This window comes from Litorisediminicola beolgyonensis, from assembly GCF_042679605.1.
Taxonomy (GTDB): Bacteria; Pseudomonadota; Alphaproteobacteria; order Rhodobacterales; family Rhodobacteraceae; genus Litorisediminicola; species Litorisediminicola beolgyonensis.
This window is the reverse complement of record NZ_JBHTMU010000009.1, coordinates 86,080-106,120: the sequence shown is the minus strand read 5'-3', so window position 1 is coordinate 106,120 and position 20,041 is coordinate 86,080. Positions and strand designations below refer to the sequence as shown.

The 20,041-nt window shown below is 69.1% G+C and carries 9 protein-coding genes; 2 read left to right on the top strand and 7 right to left on the bottom strand.

Annotated features, from left to right (window positions below):
- The 3 genes from ACFQ4E_RS07385 to ACFQ4E_RS07375 all read right to left on the bottom strand — a co-directional run bounded on the left by ACFQ4E_RS07385 (window position 1) and on the right by ACFQ4E_RS07375 (window position 8,762).
- Complete coding sequence (locus tag ACFQ4E_RS07385) at window positions 1–6,432, bottom strand: type I polyketide synthase (protein ID WP_386802300.1); 6,432 nt, start codon at window positions 6,430–6,432, stop codon at window positions 1–3.
- Window positions 6,433–6,549: 117 nt separating this feature from the next.
- Entirely contained in the window at window positions 6,550–7,920 is a 1,371-nt protein-coding gene (locus ACFQ4E_RS07380; protein WP_386802299.1) for an oligosaccharide flippase family protein, read from the bottom strand.
- Entirely contained in the window at window positions 7,917–8,762 is an 846-nt protein-coding gene (locus ACFQ4E_RS07375) for a glycosyltransferase (RefSeq protein WP_386802298.1), read from the bottom strand. Before ACFQ4E_RS07375 ends, ACFQ4E_RS07380 begins: the two co-directional genes overlap by 4 nt.
- Window positions 8,763–8,933: 171 nt before the next feature.
- Between ACFQ4E_RS07375 and epsE the strand changes: the two genes are divergently transcribed.
- Together epsE and ACFQ4E_RS07365 are read left to right on the top strand one after the other, a co-directional pair.
- The gene (epsE, locus tag ACFQ4E_RS07370) at window positions 8,934–10,148 is read left to right on the top strand and encodes an exopolysaccharide biosynthesis GT4 family glycosyltransferase EpsE (RefSeq protein ID WP_386802310.1); all 1,215 of its coding nucleotides are present in this window, start codon (window positions 8,934–8,936) and stop codon (window positions 10,146–10,148) included.
- Between the two features lie 217 nt (window positions 10,149–10,365).
- Entirely contained in the window at window positions 10,366–13,632 is a 3,267-nt protein-coding gene (locus ACFQ4E_RS07365; RefSeq protein ID WP_386802297.1) for an ATP-binding protein, read from the top strand.
- A gap of 9 nt (window positions 13,633–13,641) precedes the next feature.
- On the opposite strand, the gene qhpG is transcribed toward ACFQ4E_RS07365, so the two are convergent.
- The 4 genes from qhpG to ACFQ4E_RS07345 are packed head-to-tail and all read right to left on the bottom strand — an operon-like array spanning window position 13,642 to window position 20,040.
- Entirely contained in the window at window positions 13,642–14,958 is a 1,317-nt protein-coding gene (qhpG, locus tag ACFQ4E_RS07360) for a flavin-dependent monooxygenase QhpG (RefSeq protein ID WP_386802296.1), read from the bottom strand.
- On the bottom strand, window positions 14,945–16,276 hold the full coding sequence (locus ACFQ4E_RS07355; RefSeq protein ID WP_386802295.1) for a radical SAM protein: 1,332 nt from the start codon (window positions 16,274–16,276) through the stop codon (window positions 14,945–14,947). Before ACFQ4E_RS07355 ends, qhpG begins: the two co-directional genes overlap by 14 nt.
- A complete protein-coding gene (locus tag ACFQ4E_RS07350; RefSeq protein WP_386802294.1) occupies window positions 16,269–18,203 on the bottom strand; it encodes a ferritin-like domain-containing protein in 1,935 nt (644 codons plus the stop codon). Before ACFQ4E_RS07350 ends, ACFQ4E_RS07355 begins: the two co-directional genes overlap by 8 nt.
- On the bottom strand, window positions 18,193–20,040 hold the full coding sequence (locus ACFQ4E_RS07345) for a hypothetical protein (protein WP_386802293.1): 1,848 nt from the start codon (window positions 20,038–20,040) through the stop codon (window positions 18,193–18,195). Before ACFQ4E_RS07345 ends, ACFQ4E_RS07350 begins: the two co-directional genes overlap by 11 nt.
- Between the last annotated feature and the right edge of the window lies 1 nt (window position 20,041).

Genomic DNA, 20,041 nt, shown 5'->3' with positions numbered 1-20,041 from the left:
CTACTCCGCCGCCGTGACGAAATCGACGACAGTGCCGTCGGGATAGCGGCGCGTCGCGTCCGAGATGGCGCGGCGCAGCGCCGCCGCGAGAACCCGCACATTGGGTTCGAGCACCATGCTGTCATGGTCGCCGGGCACCTCGTGGACCTCGACGCCGGGCACGAACTGGCCCCAGTCATTGTCGTGGAAGAGATAGGCGCGCTGCCAGTCCACCCCGCGCCCACCGGACACGGTCCAGTGCGCCTGTTGCGGTGGGCGGAAGAGGACGAGCTTGCCATCCCAGGGTCGCACCTCGTAGCGGGCGACGGCATCGAGGAAGGCGGCCTCGATCTCAGCATTGTGGAAGCTGGTTTCGGTCGCCGTGACCGACGTGCCGCGGCGCTTCTCAAGCTCCCAGGCCAGGCGGTTGCGCGCCCAGACCAGCGGGTATCCGAGGCCCTTGCGCCGCAGCTCCTGCATCTGGATCAGCGCGCGATCCTTGCCGCTCAGTGACCTGCGCTGCGGCAGCGGCGTGTCGAGAAGCGCGACCATGCCGACCTCGTCGCCCAGCTTCTCGAGCTGGCGTGCGATCTCGTAGGCGGTGATGCCGCCGCCCGAGAAGCCGCCGAGCAGATACGGTCCTTCGGGCTGCACCTGCTTGATCTCGGCGATGTAGTCGCGCGCGGCGGCCTCGATGCTGCGATGCGGCTCCTCGTCGCCGTAAAGACCCTTGGCCTGAAGCCCGTAGAACCGCCGGTCGGCCCCGAGCAGATGCGCGAGATGGCGGAGGTTCAGGACATTCCCGAACATGCCCGCGACCAGGAAGAACGGCGTTTTCGGACCGACCTCGCCGTCATGCATGGCGACGAGATGCCGGAAGCGGCGCTCCGGCGCCTTCGGTGCGCCCGGGGTCGCGGCGGAAATCGATGCGCTCACACCGACCCGCTCTTCGATGAGCGCGGCGCATCGGCGGATCGTCGGCGCCTCGAAGAGGATCGAGATCGGGAACTCGACCCGCCAGGTCTTCTTGACCATCGAGAACAGCCGCACGGCGATCAGAGAGTGGCCGCCCAGGTCGAAGAAGCTGTCCTCGACCCCGACATTGCGCACGCCCAAAAGCTCTTCCCAGAACCCCGCTAGCGTGCGCTCGATATCCGTCTCGGGCGCGACGAAATCGCCCTCGAGCTCGGGACGGTCGAAGCTTTGTCCCGACGCCGTGGTCTCGCTGCGCCCGGCCTGTTCGGTCAGCGCGTCGAGGGGGAGCGACGAGACGACGAGACGCGACCGGCCGAGCGCCAGCGCGCGACCGAAGGCGTCCGCGCCGTCCTCGGGACGGATGCCCTGTTCGAGATTGTGCTGCAGCCGCTCCTCGGCAGGCGAGAGCGGTGCGGGGCTGTCGGGTGTATCCGTTTCGATCTCGGAGGCCAGCGGTTTCGGCCCCTGCCCCAGGCGCTGCGGGTCCGAGAGGCGGCGGATCGAGAACTCCGCAATCTCCACGATCACGGTGCCATCGGGCGCGGCCAGGGTGACGTCGAAGCTGGCGCTCTCGCCCTCGGCGCGGTTGTCGCCGACGGTCCGGACCCAGCTGACGATGCGCTCGGGCAGCGGTCCGTGCACCTTGACCGAGCCGTAGGAGACCGGCACCCACAGGTGATCGGGCGCGTAGCCCTCGATCAGCTCCATCGCCCAGCCCGTCGCGATGTCGAGAAGCGCGGGGTGCAGGCCCCAGCCGGTATCCTCGCGCGCGGCGAGCGGCAGGGACAGGTCGGCCAAGCCCTCGGACGCGCCTGTCGCACGGGTGTCGAGCACGCGCCAGCGCGGCCCGAACCTCAGGTGCTTTTCCTGCGCGACGGAAAGCTTGCGCCCGTCCGCCGCCGCTTGCGGCGGGCCGAGCCGAGCGCGGATCGCGCCCAAATCGAGACGCGGCGCGGGCGGGATCGGTCGGAGCGCGATCTGCCCCTGTGCCGAAAGGAGATGCCCACGTGCCTGGCCCGAGCTCGCGTCGCCCAGAATGTCGAACCGGTACCCCGCATCGGATCGTGTCAGACGCACTCGCATGTCGCGTGCACCATCCGCCGGGACGATCATCGGCCTGAGGAAGGTTAGATCGCGCAACTCGAAACTCTGCCCCTCGCCTTGCGCAGCAAGAGCCTGTGCCGCCAGCGACAGGTAGCCCGTCCCTGGCAGGAGCGCGGTACCGTCGGCGGTACGGTGCTCGTCGATCACCCAGGCGTCCTGCGTCAGCCGCGTCGAGAAGACCCGGCGCCCGTCGCGGTCGAACCAGCCTTCGTCCAGAAGCGGCGGCGCGACAGGCTCGGGCGAGGCTTGAGGCACCTCCCCGGTGCGGCGCGCGACAGCTTCGGCGGCCATGCCGACCTCGGACCAGATGCCCCAGTTGATCGCCGTCACGCGGGTTGTGCCGCCCGCCCGTGCCTCGGCGAAGGCGTTCAGATACTCGTTGGCGGCGACGTAATCGACCTGGCCCGCGGGCGCGGTGACGGTCGAGGACGAAGAAAACAGCACCATCCAGTCCACCGATCCGTCGGGGAAGACCTGCCCCAGGACCTCGGTGCCGTGAATCTTGGGGGTGAACACGTCCTCCACGCTCGACGGCGTCTTGGCGAGAAGCGGCGCGTCGGCGATGACGCCCGCGCCGTGGATGACGCCGTCTATCCGTCCGAACCGCTCGGTGGCGGCGTCGGCCACGCGCTGCATGTCGGTGAGATTGCAGACATCGGCATCGGCGACCATGACGGTCGCACCCAAGGATTCCAGCTCTTCGACCGCGCGAATGCGGCGGCTGATCGGGTCCTGGCTGGCGTGGCGCCGCAGGTAATCGGACCAGAGCGCGCGGTCGGGAAGCGCGGAGCGCCCGACCAGAACAAGGTTGGCGCCGGTCGCGGCGAAGCGCTTGGCCAGCGTCAGGCCGATCCCGCCGAAGCCGCCGGTGAGCAGGACCGTCTTCGCGTCCGGGAAATCCGCGCCCGGGAGACGCAGCTTGGACATCCGCGCCTCGTAGCGCCGCGAGCCGCGCAGCGCGGCGGAGCGGTTGCCCGGTTCGGACAAGAGCTCTTCGACTACCTGCTCGGTGAGACGGGCCAGTGCCTCCTCGAGCGTGGCTTGCGCCGTTCCGCGCGCCCAGAACGGCACATCCGGCAAGGCGGGCAGCGCCAGATCGAGCGTCGAGACGCTGACGCCCGGCAGCTCGCGCGGGATCATCCGCGCGGGCCCGGAGGCGGTCGCCTTGGCTGGATAGGGAAGGGCTTCGTCCTTCACCTTCTCCGCGCCGTTCGTCACGACGGTCAGGTGAATGGGGCCGGGGAGCGTCTCTTCGGCCATGGACTGGGCGAGGAAGAGAAGCGAATAGAAGCCGTGCTCCTGCAACCGGTGGAAGAAGGACGAGCCCGGGCGATGGCTCTCATCTGCCGTCACCAGCCAGAAATGCGCGATCCGCGTGGGCACGGTGCCGCGGGCGAGCAGGTCCTGCAGCAGGAGGTCGTAACCCTCGCGACCGCGTTCGGGCGCGAGCACGTACGCATCGGTGTCGCGCCGCGCGAAAAGATCGCCGGTGCGCACTTCGACGACCCGATGTCCGGCGCTCCGCAACCGATCCGACGCACGATCCGCGACGCCCGCATCGTCCATGAACATCAGCCATGTCTGCGGCTCGGCCTCGTCAAGTTCGGCCTCCAGATCGGCGGGGCGCGCGCGCCATTGCCGCGTCCAGCCCCAGTCCGCCACATCCTCGATCCGCTCGAGAAAATCGGACGGGGCCTCCGTCTGCCCTGCCCCGGGTTCGATGAAATAGGGCGCGCGCTGGAAAGCATAAGTCGGAAGGACCACGCGGTTGCGCCGCGCGCCGCCCCAGATCTGATCCCAGTCGATCTCGGCTCCGAGCGCCCAGAGGCGGCCCAGACCCTCGAGGAAATAGCGGTCGTCGGCGATCTCTTCGTCGGGATGGCGCAGCGACGACAGGACCGTCTGGCCGTCGACCCGGGGATGTTGGCGGGTAAAGGCGGACAGGGCCTTGCCGGGGCCGACCTCGAGGAAGATGCGGTTCTCACTATCGGCCAGCGTCTCGACGCAGTCCGCATAGCGGACCGTGTTGCGCAGATGCCCGACCCAGTAGTCCGGGCTCGTGGCCTCGTCGTCCGTCATCCATTTGCCGCTGCGGTTGGACACCAGCGGGATCTGCGGCGCCTTCAGGTCGAGACCCGCGAGGTAGTCGCGGAACCGGGTCAGGATCGGCTCGAGCATGCGGCTATGCGCGGCGATGTCGATGCCGACGCGTCGGCACTCGATCCCCTCGGCCACAAGCCGTGCCTCGAGCCTGTCGAGCGCGGCGTTCGGACCGGAGGCAACGGACAGGTCGGGGGCGTTTTCGCTGGCCAGATCCAGATCGTCGCCCAGATAGGGCGCAAGCGCCGTGGCCGAGAGCCCCACCGACAGCATCCCGCCCGCGGGCACGGTGTCGAAGAGCTGGCCGCGCAGATGCACGAGGCCGATGCAGTCCTCGAAGCTCATCACGCCCGCGATGCAGGCCGCGGCATTCTCGCCCATCGAATGACCCGCAAGCGCGGCGGGCGTGACGCCCCAGCTTTCCCAGAGCTTCGCCAGCGCGATCTCGGTGATCAGGATCAGCGGCAGCTGCAGCGACGGCTTCAGGAGCTGGCGATCCGCCTCCGCCCGGTTGGCCGCGTCGGGGAACCACAAGGTCCGCGGATCGGTGCCGGTCAGCTCTTCGAGCCGCGCGAGACCGCGATCGGCCCAATCGGCGAAGACCGGCTCGGTCTCGTAGAGATCGCGCGCCATGCCGGCATATTGCGCGCCGCCGCCGGGAAAGAGGAAGGCGACGTCCGGAGCGTCGAGCGCGGTATGGCTGTGGACGCGGCGCGCATCGCCGGTCTCTAGAAGACGCGCGGCGTCTTCATGGCTCTCGGCGACGACGATCCGCCGCTTTGCAAAGGCGCGGCGGCCTTGCTTCAGGGTGAAGGCGATGTCCGCAAGCGGCTGTTCGGGATGCGCCCGCAGATGCGCCGCGAGGCGCTTGGCATTGTCGTCGAGCGCCGCTTTAGAGCGGCCCGAGACGGAGAGGATCTGGAACGGGAACGCCGCCTCTTCCGAGGCCGCGCGCTCGGGCGCTTCCTCGAGAACGACATGCGCGTTGGTGCCACCGACACCCAGAGAATTCACCCCGGCCCGGCGCGGCGCGCCAGTGCGCAGCCAGTCAGACAGCCGGTCGTTCACAAGGAACGGCGAGCCCTCGAAGGCGATAGCCGGGTTCGGCGCCTCGAAACCCAGAGAGGGCGGGATCTGCCCGTTGTGCAGGGCGAGCGCCGTCTTGATCAGCGACGCGGCCCCCGCGGCGGTGTCGAGATGGCCGATATTCGTCTTGACCGAGCCGATCCGGCAAAACCCCTCGTTCTCGGTGGTCTCGCGGAACGCCTGCGAGAGGGCGGCGACCTCGATCGGATCGCCGAGATAGGTCCCGGTTCCGTGGCATTCGACATAGCCGATGCTGTCGGCCGAGACGCCCGCGACCGCCTGCGCCTCGGCGATCGCGGCCGCCTGACCGTCGACCGAGGGCGCGAGATACCCGGCCTTGGCGGCGCCGTCGTTGTTGACTGCGGTGCCCTTGATGACCGCCCAGACATGGTCGCCATCGGCCTGCGCGTCCGCGAGACGCCTGAGCACCACGACGCCGGCGCCCGAGCCGAAGACCGTCCCCGCGGCGCGGTGATCGAAGGCATGGCAGGCCCCGTCGGGCGAGAGGATCTCGTTTTCCTTGTAGAGATAGCCGCGCATCTGCGGCAGCTCGATGGTCACGCCGCCCGCGATGGCCATGTCGCATTCGCCGTTCAGCAGCGCCTGCACCGCGTAATGCGTGGCCACGAGCGAGGTGGAGCAGGCGGTCTGCAGGTTGATCGACGGCCCCTTGAGGTCGAGCACATGGCTGAGCCGCGTGGTCAGGAAGTCCTTGTCGTTGCCGGTATGGCGCAAGAGGAACATGCCCGTGTTCTCGATGAGATCGGGGTTCGAGCAGATGTTGAAGTAGAAATAGCTGCCCATGCCGCAGCCCGCGAAGACGCCGATGGTGCCGTCGAAGCCTTCGGGCACATGGCCCGCATTCTCGAGCGCCTCCCAGGCGGTTTCGAGAAAGCGGCGGTGCTGGGGGTCGAGGATCGCGGCTTCCTTGGGCGAGAAGCCGAAGAACTCGGCATCGAACATCTCGAACCCGTCGAGGGGCGCTGCGAAGGGCACGTAATTGCGGTGGCGCATGAGGCCCGGGCTTTCGCCCGAGGCGCGCAGTTCGTCGTCGGACAGGCGCCGGATCGAGCTGACACCATCGCGCAGATTGCGCCAATAGGCGGCGATATCGGCGGCACCCGGCAGATGCGCGGCCATGCCGGTGATTGCGATATCGGTGTCGCTGAACGCGTCGGAGTTTGTCATCCGGAGTTGCCTGTGTGGTCCGTCAAAGGATCTTTTTCCGCCTCCCTAATCCGCGAATACGGCGATTTTGAGTTGGCTTCCGGGTCGTTCCCGGATCGCGGCGGCTCCGTGTCGCGCTCAGCCCGTGACCGGTGCCGCCAACTCAAGAATATAAGCACCGTCGCGCCAAATAGTGAGAGCTGCGATCACGATTGCGCAGAGACCGAACACCAGGTCGTGCAGCGGGTCCCAGGCCTTCTGGTGCCGAGCAAGCCAGACCACCACCGGATAGGCGAGAAGAAGCGCCGCACCCTGCCCGAGGATCGCGCCCAGAAGGCCCGCCATCTGCACGCCGATCAGGAGCCCGCCGATCATCAGCGCGGCGCGGGCCGATTGCAGCACGAAGAACCGACGCGAATCTCCGGCCGCCAGCGCCGCCTGGTCGTAGGTCAGCACGATCACGAACGGCGTCTGCATCAGCGCGAGGAGTGCGACGACCGGTCCGGCCAGATGGTAGCGCGGGTCGTAGAGCAGCCCCACCAGCCAGACACCCAGAAGCGCGACGGCGGCCAGAAGCGCCATGAGCGTCGCGGTCACGATGAAGCGCATCCGCCGGAGCTTGAGGAAATTCTCGCGGCTCTCGGCGGGCGGCGTCTCGCGGTAGACCGGGATCAGCACCCGCCGCACGACGAGGCCGCCGAGGAGCATCGGAAACGAGGCGAGGAAGTAGCCGATATTGTAGATGCCGAACGTATCGAGCGGCAACGCCTTGCCGAGCACGAGCTTGTCGCCCTGGTGGAAAGCAAACCCGACCACCGTGGAGAGGAAGATCCACTTCCCGAAATGGATCAGTTCGTGCGCCGCCGACCGCTCCCATGCCAGCCGGTTGCGATGCCCCGGCAGGAGCCAGGTGTAGAATGCCAGAACCAGCGCCGCGCTGACCACGCCCGAGATCACCAGCGACCAGACCGACCCCGTGAGCCGGGCCAGCGCGATCGCCACCCCGAGGCTCAGGATCTGCGCCGCGATGTCGATCGCGGTCACACGACCGAGCGCCAGATGGCGGTTGGCGGTATCGAGCCGGGTCGGATTGAACCCCGCGAGCAGAAGCGCGAGGGCCGACACCGGCATCATCGCCATGAACATCGGCTGGTTGTAGAACCACGCCATAGGCACGCCCGCGGCGCACCCGATCAGGAACAGCGTGATCCCGCGCGCGACCTGGATGCTCCAGGCGGTGTCGAGAAAAGCCGGATCGTCGCCGCGCTTTGATTGCATGATCGCCGGGGTCACGCCGACATCCGAGAACATCATCAGCCCCGACGAGACCATCGCGACGATGGCCATCATGCCGAAGGCTTCGGGGAACAGAAGCCGGGTCAGAACCAGGTTCGACAGGAGCCTCAGGGCCTGGCTTGTCGCGAAGCCGCCCATGGTCAGCGCCGAGGAGCGCATCGCGCGCTGCCAGAGACCGCTGCCGGTCAGGGCGCTGGCAAAGGCCGTTCTCATCGCCCGCGGCTCCAGCCACCGTCGTCGCGGCCCATGCGGGCGGCCAGTGCGACGCCCGAATATACCGCGAAGCCGACAGGATCCCTGAGCGCCATCGCCAGCTTTCGCCCGAGCGGCAAATGCGGCTTGCCCTCGTTCGCGACCAGCTCGGGATAGCGCTCGGCGATCTCGGCCACGCCCCGGTCCTGACGGCGTCGCACCCGCACAAGGGCGGAGAGCCCCTCCACCACCGGCCAGAGATAGGCGGGGGAGACGGCGATCCTCTCTTCGGGCGCGAAGAGCAGGCGGACATAGGTGTCGTCCGAGGCCACATCCGGGAAGGCCCCCCAGCGCATCCGGCCCGCGGCATTCACCGCGAAGAGCCCGCAGCCCGGCACCCCCTCGGCCATGAAGGGAACGCGGCGCCACATCCTTGCATAGGCGCGGCTGGCGAGGTTCGAAGGCGCGGTGATGTCGATCCGCCCGCTGGCATAGCGCGCCTGCGGCACCGCGAGCGCGTCTGCCAGCGCGTCGAGGAGATCGGCTGCGAGCACCACATCGGCATCGAGATAGACCCGCATGCCGCCCCGTGCGACCGCGTCCCCGGCATTGAGCGCGCCGATCTTGCCGCCCTGCCCGCGCTCGACGACATGCAAGTGCCAGCCGCGATCCGAGAAGGCCTGGGTGAACGCCCTCGCGCGCTTGGCGGTGTCGTCCGAGCACCCGTTGGCCACCACCACCACCTCGACCGGGGCGGTCCGGGTCCAGTGCTGGTCGACCAGCGACCTGAGGCACGCCCTGATCAGTGCGGCCTCGTTGCTGGCCGGTATGATGATCGACAGCCCCAGGTTAGGCTCGGTCATTGACGCAAGGGAAGACACGCGACTGCATACTCGTCTGAGGAAAATCGGTCACACCATGCGGCGCGGTGTCCACCAAAACTGTGGCCGAAGGATGAAAACGATTAGAACGAACCGACACGCCGGATCAACACGGTGCGACAAAGACACAGGGCGGTGACTGTGACCCATCCCTTGCGGGTAGGCTATCTTGTGCCCCAATTCCCGGGGCAAACGCACATCTTCTTCTGGCGCGAGATCCGCGCGCTGGAGCAGATGGGCCATGAGGTCATGCTGTTTTCGACCCGACCACCCCCTCCCGGCCTGATCTCGCATGGCTGGTCGCGGGAGGCGATGGACCGCACCATCTATCTCGGCCAGTCCGAACCGCTGCGCGCCCTGGCGGCGATGACGCGGCTCGTCCCACGCGGCCTGCCGATCTGGACGCTCCGCGAGGGGCCGGTCTTCGCCCGCGACGTGAGCCTCGTTCTGGCCGCCGCGGAGATGCTCTTCAGCGAGACGAAGCGCCTCGGGATCGGTCATGTGCATGTCCACTCCTGCGGTCGGGCGGCGTTGATCGCCGCGCTCTGCCGCAGGATGGGCGGGCCCAGCTACTCGCTCACGCTGCACGGTCCCTTGCGCGATTACGGCCCCGGCCAGCGCTTCAAATGGCGCGGCGCGGCCTTCGGCACGGTGATCACCCAGACGCTCGAAGCCGAACTGACCGAGGCGCTTGGACGCGACCGCCCCGAGCGCCTGCTGGTGCAGCCGATGGGCGTCGATATCGAGCGTTTCGCCCGCCCCGCGCCGTACGCTCCCGTAAGCCACGGCCAACCAATGCGGCTCTTTTCCTGCGGTCGGCTGAACATGGTCAAAGGCCATCAGGACGTGATGTCGGCCATCCGCCAGCTTCTCGACCTGGGCGTCGACGTGCGGCTGGAGATCGCCGGAGAGGATGACGAGGGCGGCACCGGCTACCGCGCCACGCTCGAGGCGCATCTGAAGCAGCTGCATCTGCGCGACCACGTGCGCCTACTCGGCGCGGTCGATGCCGACGTTGTGCGCCAGAAGCTCTTCGAGGCGCATGCCTTTGTCCTGGCAAGCTGGAGCGAACCTCTTGGCGTCGCCTATATGGAGGCGATGGCGGCGTCCGTTCCGACGATCGGCACGGATGCGGGCGGCGTCCGCGAGCTGATCCAGGACGGGCGGACCGGGATTCTCGTGCCGCCGCGCAATCCCGGGGCGCTCGCCCGGGTGATCCGCGACCTCTCGGGCAATGCCGAGCAGGCGCTGCGCCTGTCCGCCGCCGGGCACGAACATGTCGCGCGTCATCATCGCTCGGAGCTGGGCGCAGACCTCCTCGCACGCGAAATCGAGACGACGCTCGATTCGGAGCGCGGTCGCGGCTGACACCCGTGCGGCGCAATCGTTTCCGCATTCGCAACCGTACCGCGAAACACGCCGGGTCACGGCCGTGCAAGACCGCCATCTTGCCGAGTTTCCGGTGCTTGGAGTTGCGTTTAGACGCATCTCGACCGCAGAATACGCCACAGAACAGCCCGACCCCCATTTGTCTTCCCGGGCGCGCTCCCCTCGGGTCGGCCGAGAAATAGAAAGTTCGTAGTCCATGTCGCCGGAGATCCGAGAGTTCCTGGCCGCGCTCGGTCTTGTCGATGTCGTCGGCAAGCTCGAAGCGGAGGATATCGACGAGGAACTCTTCTGGCATCTCGAAGAGCGCGATCTGAAAGAGATCGGCCTCACGCTCGGGCAGCGCAAGAAGCTGATCCGCGCCCTGTCGGACCGCGCCAAAGAGGCCGGGGACGTGCGCGCCGAGCCGACACCGGCGCCTGCGACCGGCGGCGGGCTGAGCCTGCGCCGCCTGACCGTTCTCTTCAGCGATCTCGTCGGATCGACCGAACTTGGCAGCCATCTGAGCGCCGAGGACATGCATGACCTGCTGCAGCTCTACTACCAGGCCGCGCGGCGCGTCGCGCGGCGCTTCGGCGGATATATCACGTCGCTCCAGGGCGACGGCGTCGTCGTGCTCTTCGGCTATCCGAAGACGCTGACCGCCAATGCCGAACGCGCCATCGCCGCGGGCTTGGCGCTACAGGCCGAGCTTCAGCGGCTGGCGGCGACCTCGGGACCCGTTCCGAAGCTTCAGGCGCGGATCGGCGTCGCCTCCGGCACCGCGGTCGTCGGGCTCGAGGAGACCGCGCTCGGCGGCGACCGGGTTCAGCTCGTGGGCTCCGTTGTCAACCGTGCGGCGCGCCTGCAGACCGTGGCGGAGCCCGGCGCGGTGGTTGCCGATGACCAGACCCGCGTGCAATCGGACCGCCGGTTTCGCTTCGCGCGCTTGCCCGATGCGAGCCTCAAGGGCTTCGAGCGCCCGGTTCCGGTCTCGCGCGCGATGGGCGAGCGGCGCAGCGGCAACGAGATCGACCGCGAGGCCGAGCTGCGCCCCTTGGGGCGCGACGCGATCCAGGCGCGCTTGTCCGCAGCCCTGAGCGATGCCGCGTCCGGCAAGGGATCGCTGGTTTTCGTCCATGGCGAGGCCGGGATCGGCAAGACGACGGCGCTGACCGCGCTGGCGCGAACCGCCTCCGAACAGGAGATCGACGCGATCCATCTCGCCTGCGCGTCGATGGCGTCGAACACCGCGCTGCGGCCGGTTCTGGACCGGCTCTCCGAAGCGCTCGGCTCCAGCGGGCCCGAAGGGTTGGACGCGCTCTTGCCAGAGGTCGAGCCCGCCGCGCGGGACAGCGTCGCGCGTGCGCTCGGCTACGAGATCGAAGGCCCCGCACCGGCGGCAGCGCGCGAACGCGCGCAGCTTCTCGAGGCCCTGACGCACTGGCTGCTCGGGTCCGGGTGCAAAACCCGTCTCCTGATGGTCGAGGACCTGCACTGGGCCGACCCCACGACCATCGAGCTTCTCGCGCAGCTCGCGAAGCGGCTGGAGAACAGAAGCTGCGCCTGCGTCGTGACCTCACGGATGGAGCCTCCGGACAGCCTGACCGAGGCCGGCGCGCTGAGGGTCGAGCCCCTCGCGCCCCTCGCGGCCGACGGCGCTGAAGCGCTTCTTGCCCGACGCCTCGGGGCCACGGCCCTTCCGGAAAGCCTGCGCGATCGCATCCTTGAGAAGAGCGGCGGCAATCCCCTGATGATCGACACCCTCGCTCGCGCGGCGCGGAGCTGGTCGGACGCGGACCTGACCCGCGGCGTGGCGGTCCCGGATTCCATTTATGAAAGCCTCGCCGCGCAGGTCGACACGCTCGACGCCGGGCGCGCGGTGGCGGCGATGTTGTCGGTGATCGATGGCGGTGCCGAGATCGGCTTTCTGGCCGAGCTTCTGGATATCCCGCTGGTCGACCTCGCGGACGCGCTCGAAGAGCTGCGCGCCCTGGGCGTCGTGCCGCTGACCCATGGCGAGAGCCATGCCAATGTGCGCTTCCGCCACAGCCTCTATCGCGACGTGATCTACGAGCGGCTCCTATCGCCCGAGCGCCGCGCGCTGCATGCCGCGGTCTTCGACGGCCTGCGCCGCCGCGACCCCGAGGTCGAGACGCAACGGCCCGACCTTCTGGCCCAGCACGCGATGGGGGCCGAGCTCTGGGCCGAGGCCGCGCCGCTCAGCATCGCCGCCGCCGAGCGCGGGCTCGCCGGGTCGGCGCTCATCGAAGCCGGGGCCTATCTCGACCAGGCCGAGGCCGCTCTCGGGAAGCTGGAAAAGACCCGCGAGACCGACCGGCTCCGGCTGCGTGCCCTTGGCGCGATGGCGTCGCTCAAGCGCGCGCGCGAGGGGATCGCGTCGGATGCCGCCGGTCGTCTTGCCCGGGAGATCCTTGCCCTGGCGCGCGAGCTCGGCGAGACCAAGACCGAGCTCGCCGCCTATTTCGGCATCTACAGCCATGCGCTGGTGAAGGCCGATTACCGGGCCGCCGACGACTGGAGCGGCAAGCTCATGCAGGCGGCCCGGGAGCGCGGCGATCCGATCTTCATGATGGTCGGCACCCGGGCTGTCGGCTCCGTGGCGCTCCATACCGGCAGACCCGAGCGCGCCCGCGACCTGCTCCAGCAGGCGCTGGCGGAATACGACATCGACAAGCACGCCTATCTCGCCCATCAGCACGGCTACGATCACGCCGAGATCGCATCGGTCTTTCTGGCCAAGGCCCAATGGCTCTGCGGCGATCTGGAGGCCGCGCAGGACGTGTCGAAATTCGCCGTCGCGCATAGCCGCAGGATCGGCCACGCGCATTCCCTGGCGCAGGCTCTGGCGTTCCGGGCGATGCTCGGCGGGTTGTCCCGAGACGGCGGTCCAATGGCCGAGGCCGGGGACGAGGCCTACGAGATCGGCAAGCGCTACGAGCTTCCGGTGATGCGCGACGCGGGTCTCTACTTCGCCGCCGCCGCGCGGCTCCTGTCCCGCGACGCGCCCGTCACGGTCGAGGATGTCGATCACCTGCAAGAGCTGAGCCGCGGCTTCCGCGCGGTGAACCCCTATAATTACGGTCCGCTGTCCTCGAGCTTCCTCGCCTCCGCCATGCTGCGCGCCGGTCTGGTCGAGGACGCGCACGACGAGCTCGATCACGGCGAACGCGTTCAGGAGCGGACAGGGGAGGCGTGGACCTCGTCCGAGCTTCTGCGCCTGCGCGCCCGCGCCTTCGACGCCGAGGGGGCCGCGGCGAAAGCCCGAGAGGCCCGCACCCTCGCCTACAAGCATGCCAGCGATCAGGGCGCGGTCACGCTTGCCCTGCGCGTCGCCTGCGACATGGCCGAGCGCGACGGCGATCTGAGCCGGGTGGCGCAGGATATGGCCAAGCTGGCGAGCCAGGACGAGTCGTGGGATCTGCGGCGCGCCCGAGCGGTTCTCGATGCGGCCGTGACGGACTAGGCCCACGCCTCAGACCGGAGAGAGCGCACCCCCGTCGAGCAATTCGCGGACGATGGTTCTGGCGACGGTCGGCGGCACTTGCGTCTCGAGCCGCTCCAGCAGGGCGCCAAGCGGCGCGGGCGGGCCGATCAGCCGGGTCAGGGTCTCGGCCCGGAGCGCGCCGACATGCGTGGCGCGGCGCGCGCTCGCCGGGAACTCGATGACCGGAGACCAGCGGATCCGGCCCTCGATCAAGGCCGCGCCGCGCGAGAGTGGCGCCGCGAGCGCGTAGCGGCGCGTGACGTCGATGTCCTGCGGTGGTGATGCGGTCTCAGGACGCGGGTCGCGGGCGATATCCGACCAAAATCCTGTGCCGATCCGGGCCTGCGACGCGTAGGCGGCTTCGGTGACCGCTTTCGCCGCCAAGACGTCCGCGCGATGGCGGCTCTCCACGAACTCGCGCACGGCGTCCGCATTGCCGCCCTCGAGAAGCGTCAGGGCCGCGGCAGAGCCTTGGGCCGCGCTTCGGAGCGCGTGGACAAGCCCGTGCGCGGCGATGGGATCCCGCGCGAGCGCGCGGTCGCCGATGCGGATCACGCGCGCCTCGGGCATCGCGGTCTCCGCCCAGTCGAGGGAGGCAGCACTGGGCGTTCCGGACGCGGCCCCCAGCAAACCGACGCTGCGCAGCGCCTCGGTCACCAGCGCGGCCCGCTCCGTCGCATCGAGGCCCGCGACCCTCTCGGCCCGGCAAAAGAGCGCGCCTTCAGCCCGATCCTGCGGCCCCGCGGCGCACCAGAGCCAGCCGTCCGGCACCGCGGCGATGCGCATCACGCCACTCGGGTCCGAGGCGCGGAACGGCAACGCAACCATCTGCGGCAAGCCCGGCGCGCGCGCCCGCAATCCCCGGCGACCGCGGGCGTCGAGAATGGCGACGGGGTGCCAGCGGCGTCCATCCTCCAGCACGATCTCGGGGCCATCGCGCCGGGCGCGGGAGGTCTCAAGTCTCGCCCCGGCGCGGATCGCTTCGGCGAGACAGGCGCGGTCGAAGCGGGCGCGGTCGATCAGGAACGGCGCGTCGCGCGTCACCTCGAGGGTCTCGGGCCGCTCGCGCCAGAGCAGCTCCCGGCGCGCGACCACGGCAACCGCGGACGTGTCGAGCGCGCGCCGCAGCCCCGGCAGATCACAGAGCGCCTGTCCTCCGACCGGCAGCGATTCCAGACGCGTGGCCGGAACGCGCGGCGGCGAGACGATCGTGACCCGTGCCCCGTCCACGGCCAGCCGCAGCGCCGCGCTGGACCCGGCAGGTCCCCCGCCCAGGACCACGATCTCCGGGTCAGGCAGCGGCATCGAACCAATCGGGGCGAGCGTCGATCAGGCGGCCATAGGCGCCCAAAGCGTAGCTCAGCCAGCCGCGGACGAAATCGCAGGCGGGCCGCCCCGCATGCAGGACCTCCTGGTGGCAGCCGCCCCCGCAAAGACGCCGCGCCCAGCAGGACCGGCACCCGTCCTGCGCCTCGACGCGCCGCTCGCCCAGGAAGCGCACGCGCGCCGCGTCGTCGATCCCGTCCTGAAGCGAGCCCATCGCGCCCAGCGGATCGCGCACGAAGCGGTGACAGGCCGAGAGATCGCCCTCGGCATCGACGGCGAGGTAATCGCGCGCGGCCCCGCAGCCGAAGGATTTCGTCGCGCCGCGATGGATCTCCCCCAAGGCGGTGGCGAGATTGGCGAAGGGGTGCGGTTGGCCCGCGAGCGTGGCCTGCAGCCAGTCCTCGCCCATCGAGACCATCTCGGACAGGAGCACCGGGAACTCGTCCGCGCCCAGCGCACCGCGTCCGGTCGGCGATGAGAGCATCGGCGACATGCCGACCGAGTGGAACCCGAGCGCGCCGAGATCGGCCACGGCCGCCCCGATGCCGAGGTTCTCGGGCGTCACGGTCATCCGCGCCGAGAGCGACACGCTGTCCTGACGCGCCAGAAGCGGCGCAAGCGCGCGCGCGATGCGGTCGAAGCTGCCATCACCGCCGCGCATCGGGCGCAGCCGGTCCTGCACCGCGCGCCCACCGTCGAGGCTGACCGTCACGGCGAAGCGATTTGCGGCCAGAAACTCCGCATCGGCCTCGGTCAGGAGCGTGCCGTTCGTGGTGATCGAGAACCCGACCGAGATCGCGCGCGCGGCGGCCCGCCTGCGGGCGTGGCTCACGGCGTCGTGGATCACCTTGCGCGCGACGAAGGGCTCGCCGCCCATGAAGGCGATCTTGACCGCGCCTCCGGGTGGGGTGGCCGCGAGGAGCCGGTCGATTGCGGCGCGCGCGACGGTCTCGGTCATCCGCCCCTCGGGACCGCCGAAGCTGCCGCCCGCCGCGTAGCAATAGCCGCAGGCCATGTTGCAGCTCTGCGAAACCGTCAGCGCCAGCGCGCGCACGGGACCGGCACCCTCCGCCGTCTCGGTGACTGCAGGCGCGTCGAGACCGAACCGCGCGAGAGCCTCGGTCGCGGTGCCGGAGGCCAGCGCGTCGGAAAGCAGGGCGGCCTGGTCGGGGCGCAACCCGTAGACCGCCGCGCGTTCCGACAGGAGCAGCATGTCGCCCGCGAGATGCAGATCGGGATGGCGCGGACGACCGGCCTCGATCAGCGCCTCGGCGGGTGGGCGGGCGCCGTCAGGCATGGTCCGCCTCGATGCCGAAGACTTTGAAGATCGGGATGCCCTTGCCGGCGCGGGCGAGCTTTTCCGCCTGGTCGCGGAAGATGTGCATGTGCTCGCGCGCGGCGAGGATGTCCCGCTCGGCGGTCTTCATGTCGTCGGCGGCCTCGGCGGCATAGCCCTGTTTCAGCGTCTTGACGATGTCGCGCAGCGCCTGAATCGCGGTGAAGAGATCGGGGTCCTCGACCTCGGCCACCGACATCTCGCGCAGATAGAGCGACGGGTCGGCGCGATAGGGCTCGAGAATGGCCTTCACGTCGCGGAACTTCTGGTAGTGCTGCACCCCGTCGCTGTCGATCCGCACGGCAAGCTCGTAAAGCCCCGGCGGCAGCTCGTGTACACGGGCGCGGAGGAACGAGACGATCCCCGCATATTCGGAATCGAGATCGCCGCCGGGACGTTCGACATCGACATAGGTGTCGATGGCTTCCGGCGTGGCGCGCTGGAGCATCGGCTTGCGGGTGTGCTCGAACTCGTCGGGCGATCCGTCGCTGGCCCCGGAGGAGCGCTCATCGGGAAGTTTGAACGTCGCCTCCGAGCTGTCCTTGGCGTCCAGCTTCCCGAGAGCCAAGGCCGGGACCGGCACCCGGTCCGACGGCTCGACCACGGGCGCGTAGCTCTTGCCCGGCGGGTAATGGCCCGACCGCTCGAGCATCCAGAGAAGCTGGTTGTCCCAGCGCATATGGGTCATCTCGCTGAGCGCCACAGACAGGATGAATTGCCGGGCGGCGCGCACGTCATCAGCCAGATCGGGCCAGATCGCGGAGGTCTCGGGCGTGATCTCCTCGGGCTGTTTCAGGCTGAAATAGGAGTAGAGATACTCCATCGACAGCGTGAACTCCAAAGGCGCCAGCTCCTTGGTCAGCTCCTCGATGACCTGGTCCACGCTCTCGAAGGGCGTCTCGAAATTGCGCAGGACGGGTCCGGGCGTCTCGGTGCGCTCCTCGCCGCCGATGACGAAATCGAGCTCCTCCCAACGCAGGTTGATCTCGTAGGGGTCGTAGCGGCCCGGGCGGGCACCGGAGATCGTGGTCGCGGCGCTCAGATCGCGCGAGGGATCGTGACGCCGCCGCATCCAGTCGACGAAATTCAGCGACTGGCGCGGATCGTCCATGGCGGTGCCGTCCTCGAGGCTCGGACCGTCGACCGGACCGAGCGCGACATCGGGGTGGTTCGACGCCCAGTACTGGCAGGCGCAGTCGCGGAAATCGTGGGTCCAGGGCGAACACATCGACGAGGTCAGCTCGCCCGCGTGATAGACCAAGGGGATCACCCCTTCGCCGTCGAGAAAGGCCCGCCGCTTGCCGGTCAGAACCACGGGCTGTCCCGAAGGCGCGCCGATCGCATCCCGCTGGGTCAGGGCGATGGTCAGGTCGGCGGTCTCGGGATCGGGATCGAGGGTGATCGAGCGGATCAGCCACCAGACGGTTTCGCCCTCGTAGGGGATCGGCGTGAGCGCGTTCTGGTAGAGCGTGAAATCGTACATCTCGATCCGCCGACCGTCCTGCTCGAGCCAGTGCAGATACCAGGTCCCATCGCCCAGCGCGCCGCCCTTGACCCCGTCGAGCTCACGCTTGAGGGCCTGCACCCAGTCGAGATCCAGATCGAAGAGCGCGTCGCCGCCGGTATCGGCATAGATCAGCTTGGCCCCCTGGGTGCCGTCGGGGCCCGCGGGTGTCACGCCCGGGAACTCGAAGACAAGCCCCGGGAAGAAGCGCACGTCGAGCTGTCGGAGATCGAACTCGAGGCCGGGGAAGCAGTTGCCGACACCCGACTCCATGAGCGTCGAGACCGGATTGCCGAGCACCGGTTCGGGATACTTGGGAAAGAGCGCCTGCGCGGGGTCTTCCTGCGCCGAGCGGTTCTTCGGGGTCGGGGCGTCACTCGTCATGGGGGGCCTCCTCGTCGCGCAGAACGCGCGGCGCTTCGCGCCAGGCGGGATCGGTTTCGAGCTTGTCGAGATAGGCCATCAGGAGATCGTATTGCCGCCGCGTGATCGAGAGCGGCACCCCCATCGAATGGCGCATATAGGGCGGCATCCGCATGTCGTAGACCTGATCCATGACATTGCGCGGGTCGCGGTAGCGCGGTCGCCCGGTGCTCGAGCGGTCGGTGCCGGGCGGATCGGCTTCGGTCGTGTCGTGCTCGTGCGCGTATTTCCCGACCGGCACTTCGGCGGGCGGCGTCACACCGACGCGGCGCGGCAGGTCCGAGAGCTTCGCGAAGGGCGGGCGCACGAGCTGGCGCACCCGGTCGGGACGCCGCGCGAGGAACTCGCGCAGGACCGGGCTGTCGGCCATCCGCGCATGAACCTGCTGGACAACCTGCGTGTAGGGCAACCGGTCCGACGCACCCGAGACCGGGGCGCGGGTATTGCCCTGCCCCGGCGTGTAATCCGGCACGATCTCGGCATAGGGCGTGTCGCTCTCGCGCATCGAGCGCGGCCCGAGCCGGGGTGCGATGCCCTCGTCCCAATCGGGATCGTCGGCATTCTCGACCCCCATCAGCTGCGGATTGCCCGAGAGCGCCCAATGGCGTCGCTGGTCGAGGTTCATCAGGCTGGAGGTCTCGAAGATACGCCGGAAGAGGTCGAGGATCTCGGCAGGCGTGTCCTCGAGCGTCGGCTCGGTGGGGCCTTCCTCGCGGTCGCGGAGCTCGTCGGCGATGGAATACATCGGGCGCCGGTCGGGCGCGAAATCGGGCGGCCCGGCAAAGGCGCGGGCATGCGCCCGGAGCTGCCGCCCGCCGACAGTCAGCGACGCCTCGAGCACCAGATCGCAGGTGTCGTCGATCAGGCCCCAGCCATTGCCCGACCCGACGCGGCTGCCATCGTAGCTGTCCATCGGCGTCGGCCATTTCGGCGTGTTGCCGGTGCGGAAGTTGAACCCGAGGAACCCCGCCTCGCCATCAAGGATGCGGTTCTCCGGGCGGGTCATCCGGTGGATATTGCCGTATTCGGTCACCGCCGGTTCGAACTCGCCCGGCGCGCGCGGCGACGAGGGCGCCTCGGTCGCCTCGGGGGGGCCGAAGCTCTCGCCCTTGCCGGGCGTGAAGCGCAGGCGGATCTGGTCGAGCCTTGTGGCGCAGCTCGGGTCGTCCTCGTTGGCGATGAAGGTCTGGACCTGACCGAGCGGCAGCGGCGCATCCGCCGTCACCATCGGCACCTGCCCTTCGGTATGCGGGCTGACGGCGTCGAGCTTCTGGGGCTTGTAGTCATCCGCGTGAAACACCCGCCGCGCCACTGCAGCGCAGGAGGCAAGCTTGGTCCGGCTCTCGGCCTTGCGGTTGCCCGCCTCGGCGGTGAAAAGCAGCTCCCTCAGCGACGCTCGATGCGCTTCGAGAAGCGCGCGGGTCAGAGGCCGCTCCCAGAACGATCCGTCCGGGTCCTGCATCTTCGCCCAGAGCTCGAAGAAGGGCGCGACCGGACGGACATGCTTGTGGCGGTCCTTGAAGGTCACGGTGTCGGGCGTCGCCACGCGCAGCATATGCGGCCAGCTGCCATTGCCATGCGCGCTTTCAAGATAGAGCGTCGGCGCGGGCACGATCCGCGTCAGCATGCCGCGATGCGGGTTCTCGTCGACCTCCCAGCGATAGGCTGCGACCGGCTCCTTCGCGCGCCCGACCCGGGCAATCGCCATCGGCGGATCGAAGCGGATGCCGACGAGCCGTCCGTCGGTCAGCGCGCGTCCGCACCAGGGCGCATGAGTGCCGTCTTTCGTGCAGGTCATG

Excerpts from the sequence above, each read along its gene's own strand:
- ACFQ4E_RS07385 (WP_386802300.1), bottom strand. The coding sequence starts at position 6,432 with ATGACAAACTCCGACGCGTTCAGCGACACCGATATCGCAATCACCGGC.
- ACFQ4E_RS07380 (WP_386802299.1), bottom strand. The coding sequence starts at position 7,920 with ATGAGAACGGCCTTTGCCAGCGCCCTGACCGGCAGCGGTCTCTGGCAG.
- ACFQ4E_RS07375 (WP_386802298.1), bottom strand. The coding sequence starts at position 8,762 with ATGACCGAGCCTAACCTGGGGCTGTCGATCATCATACCGGCCAGCAAC.
- ACFQ4E_RS07365 (WP_386802297.1), top strand. The coding sequence starts at position 10,366 with ATGTCGCCGGAGATCCGAGAGTTCCTGGCCGCGCTCGGTCTTGTCGAT.
- qhpG (WP_386802296.1), bottom strand. The coding sequence starts at position 14,958 with ATGCCGCTGCCTGACCCGGAGATCGTGGTCCTGGGCGGGGGACCTGCC.
- ACFQ4E_RS07355 (WP_386802295.1), bottom strand. The coding sequence starts at position 16,276 with ATGCCTGACGGCGCCCGCCCACCCGCCGAGGCGCTGATCGAGGCCGGT.
- ACFQ4E_RS07350 (WP_386802294.1), bottom strand. The coding sequence starts at position 18,203 with ATGACGAGTGACGCCCCGACCCCGAAGAACCGCTCGGCGCAGGAAGAC.
- ACFQ4E_RS07345 (WP_386802293.1), bottom strand. The coding sequence starts at position 20,040 with ATGACCTGCACGAAAGACGGCACTCATGCGCCCTGGTGCGGACGCGCG.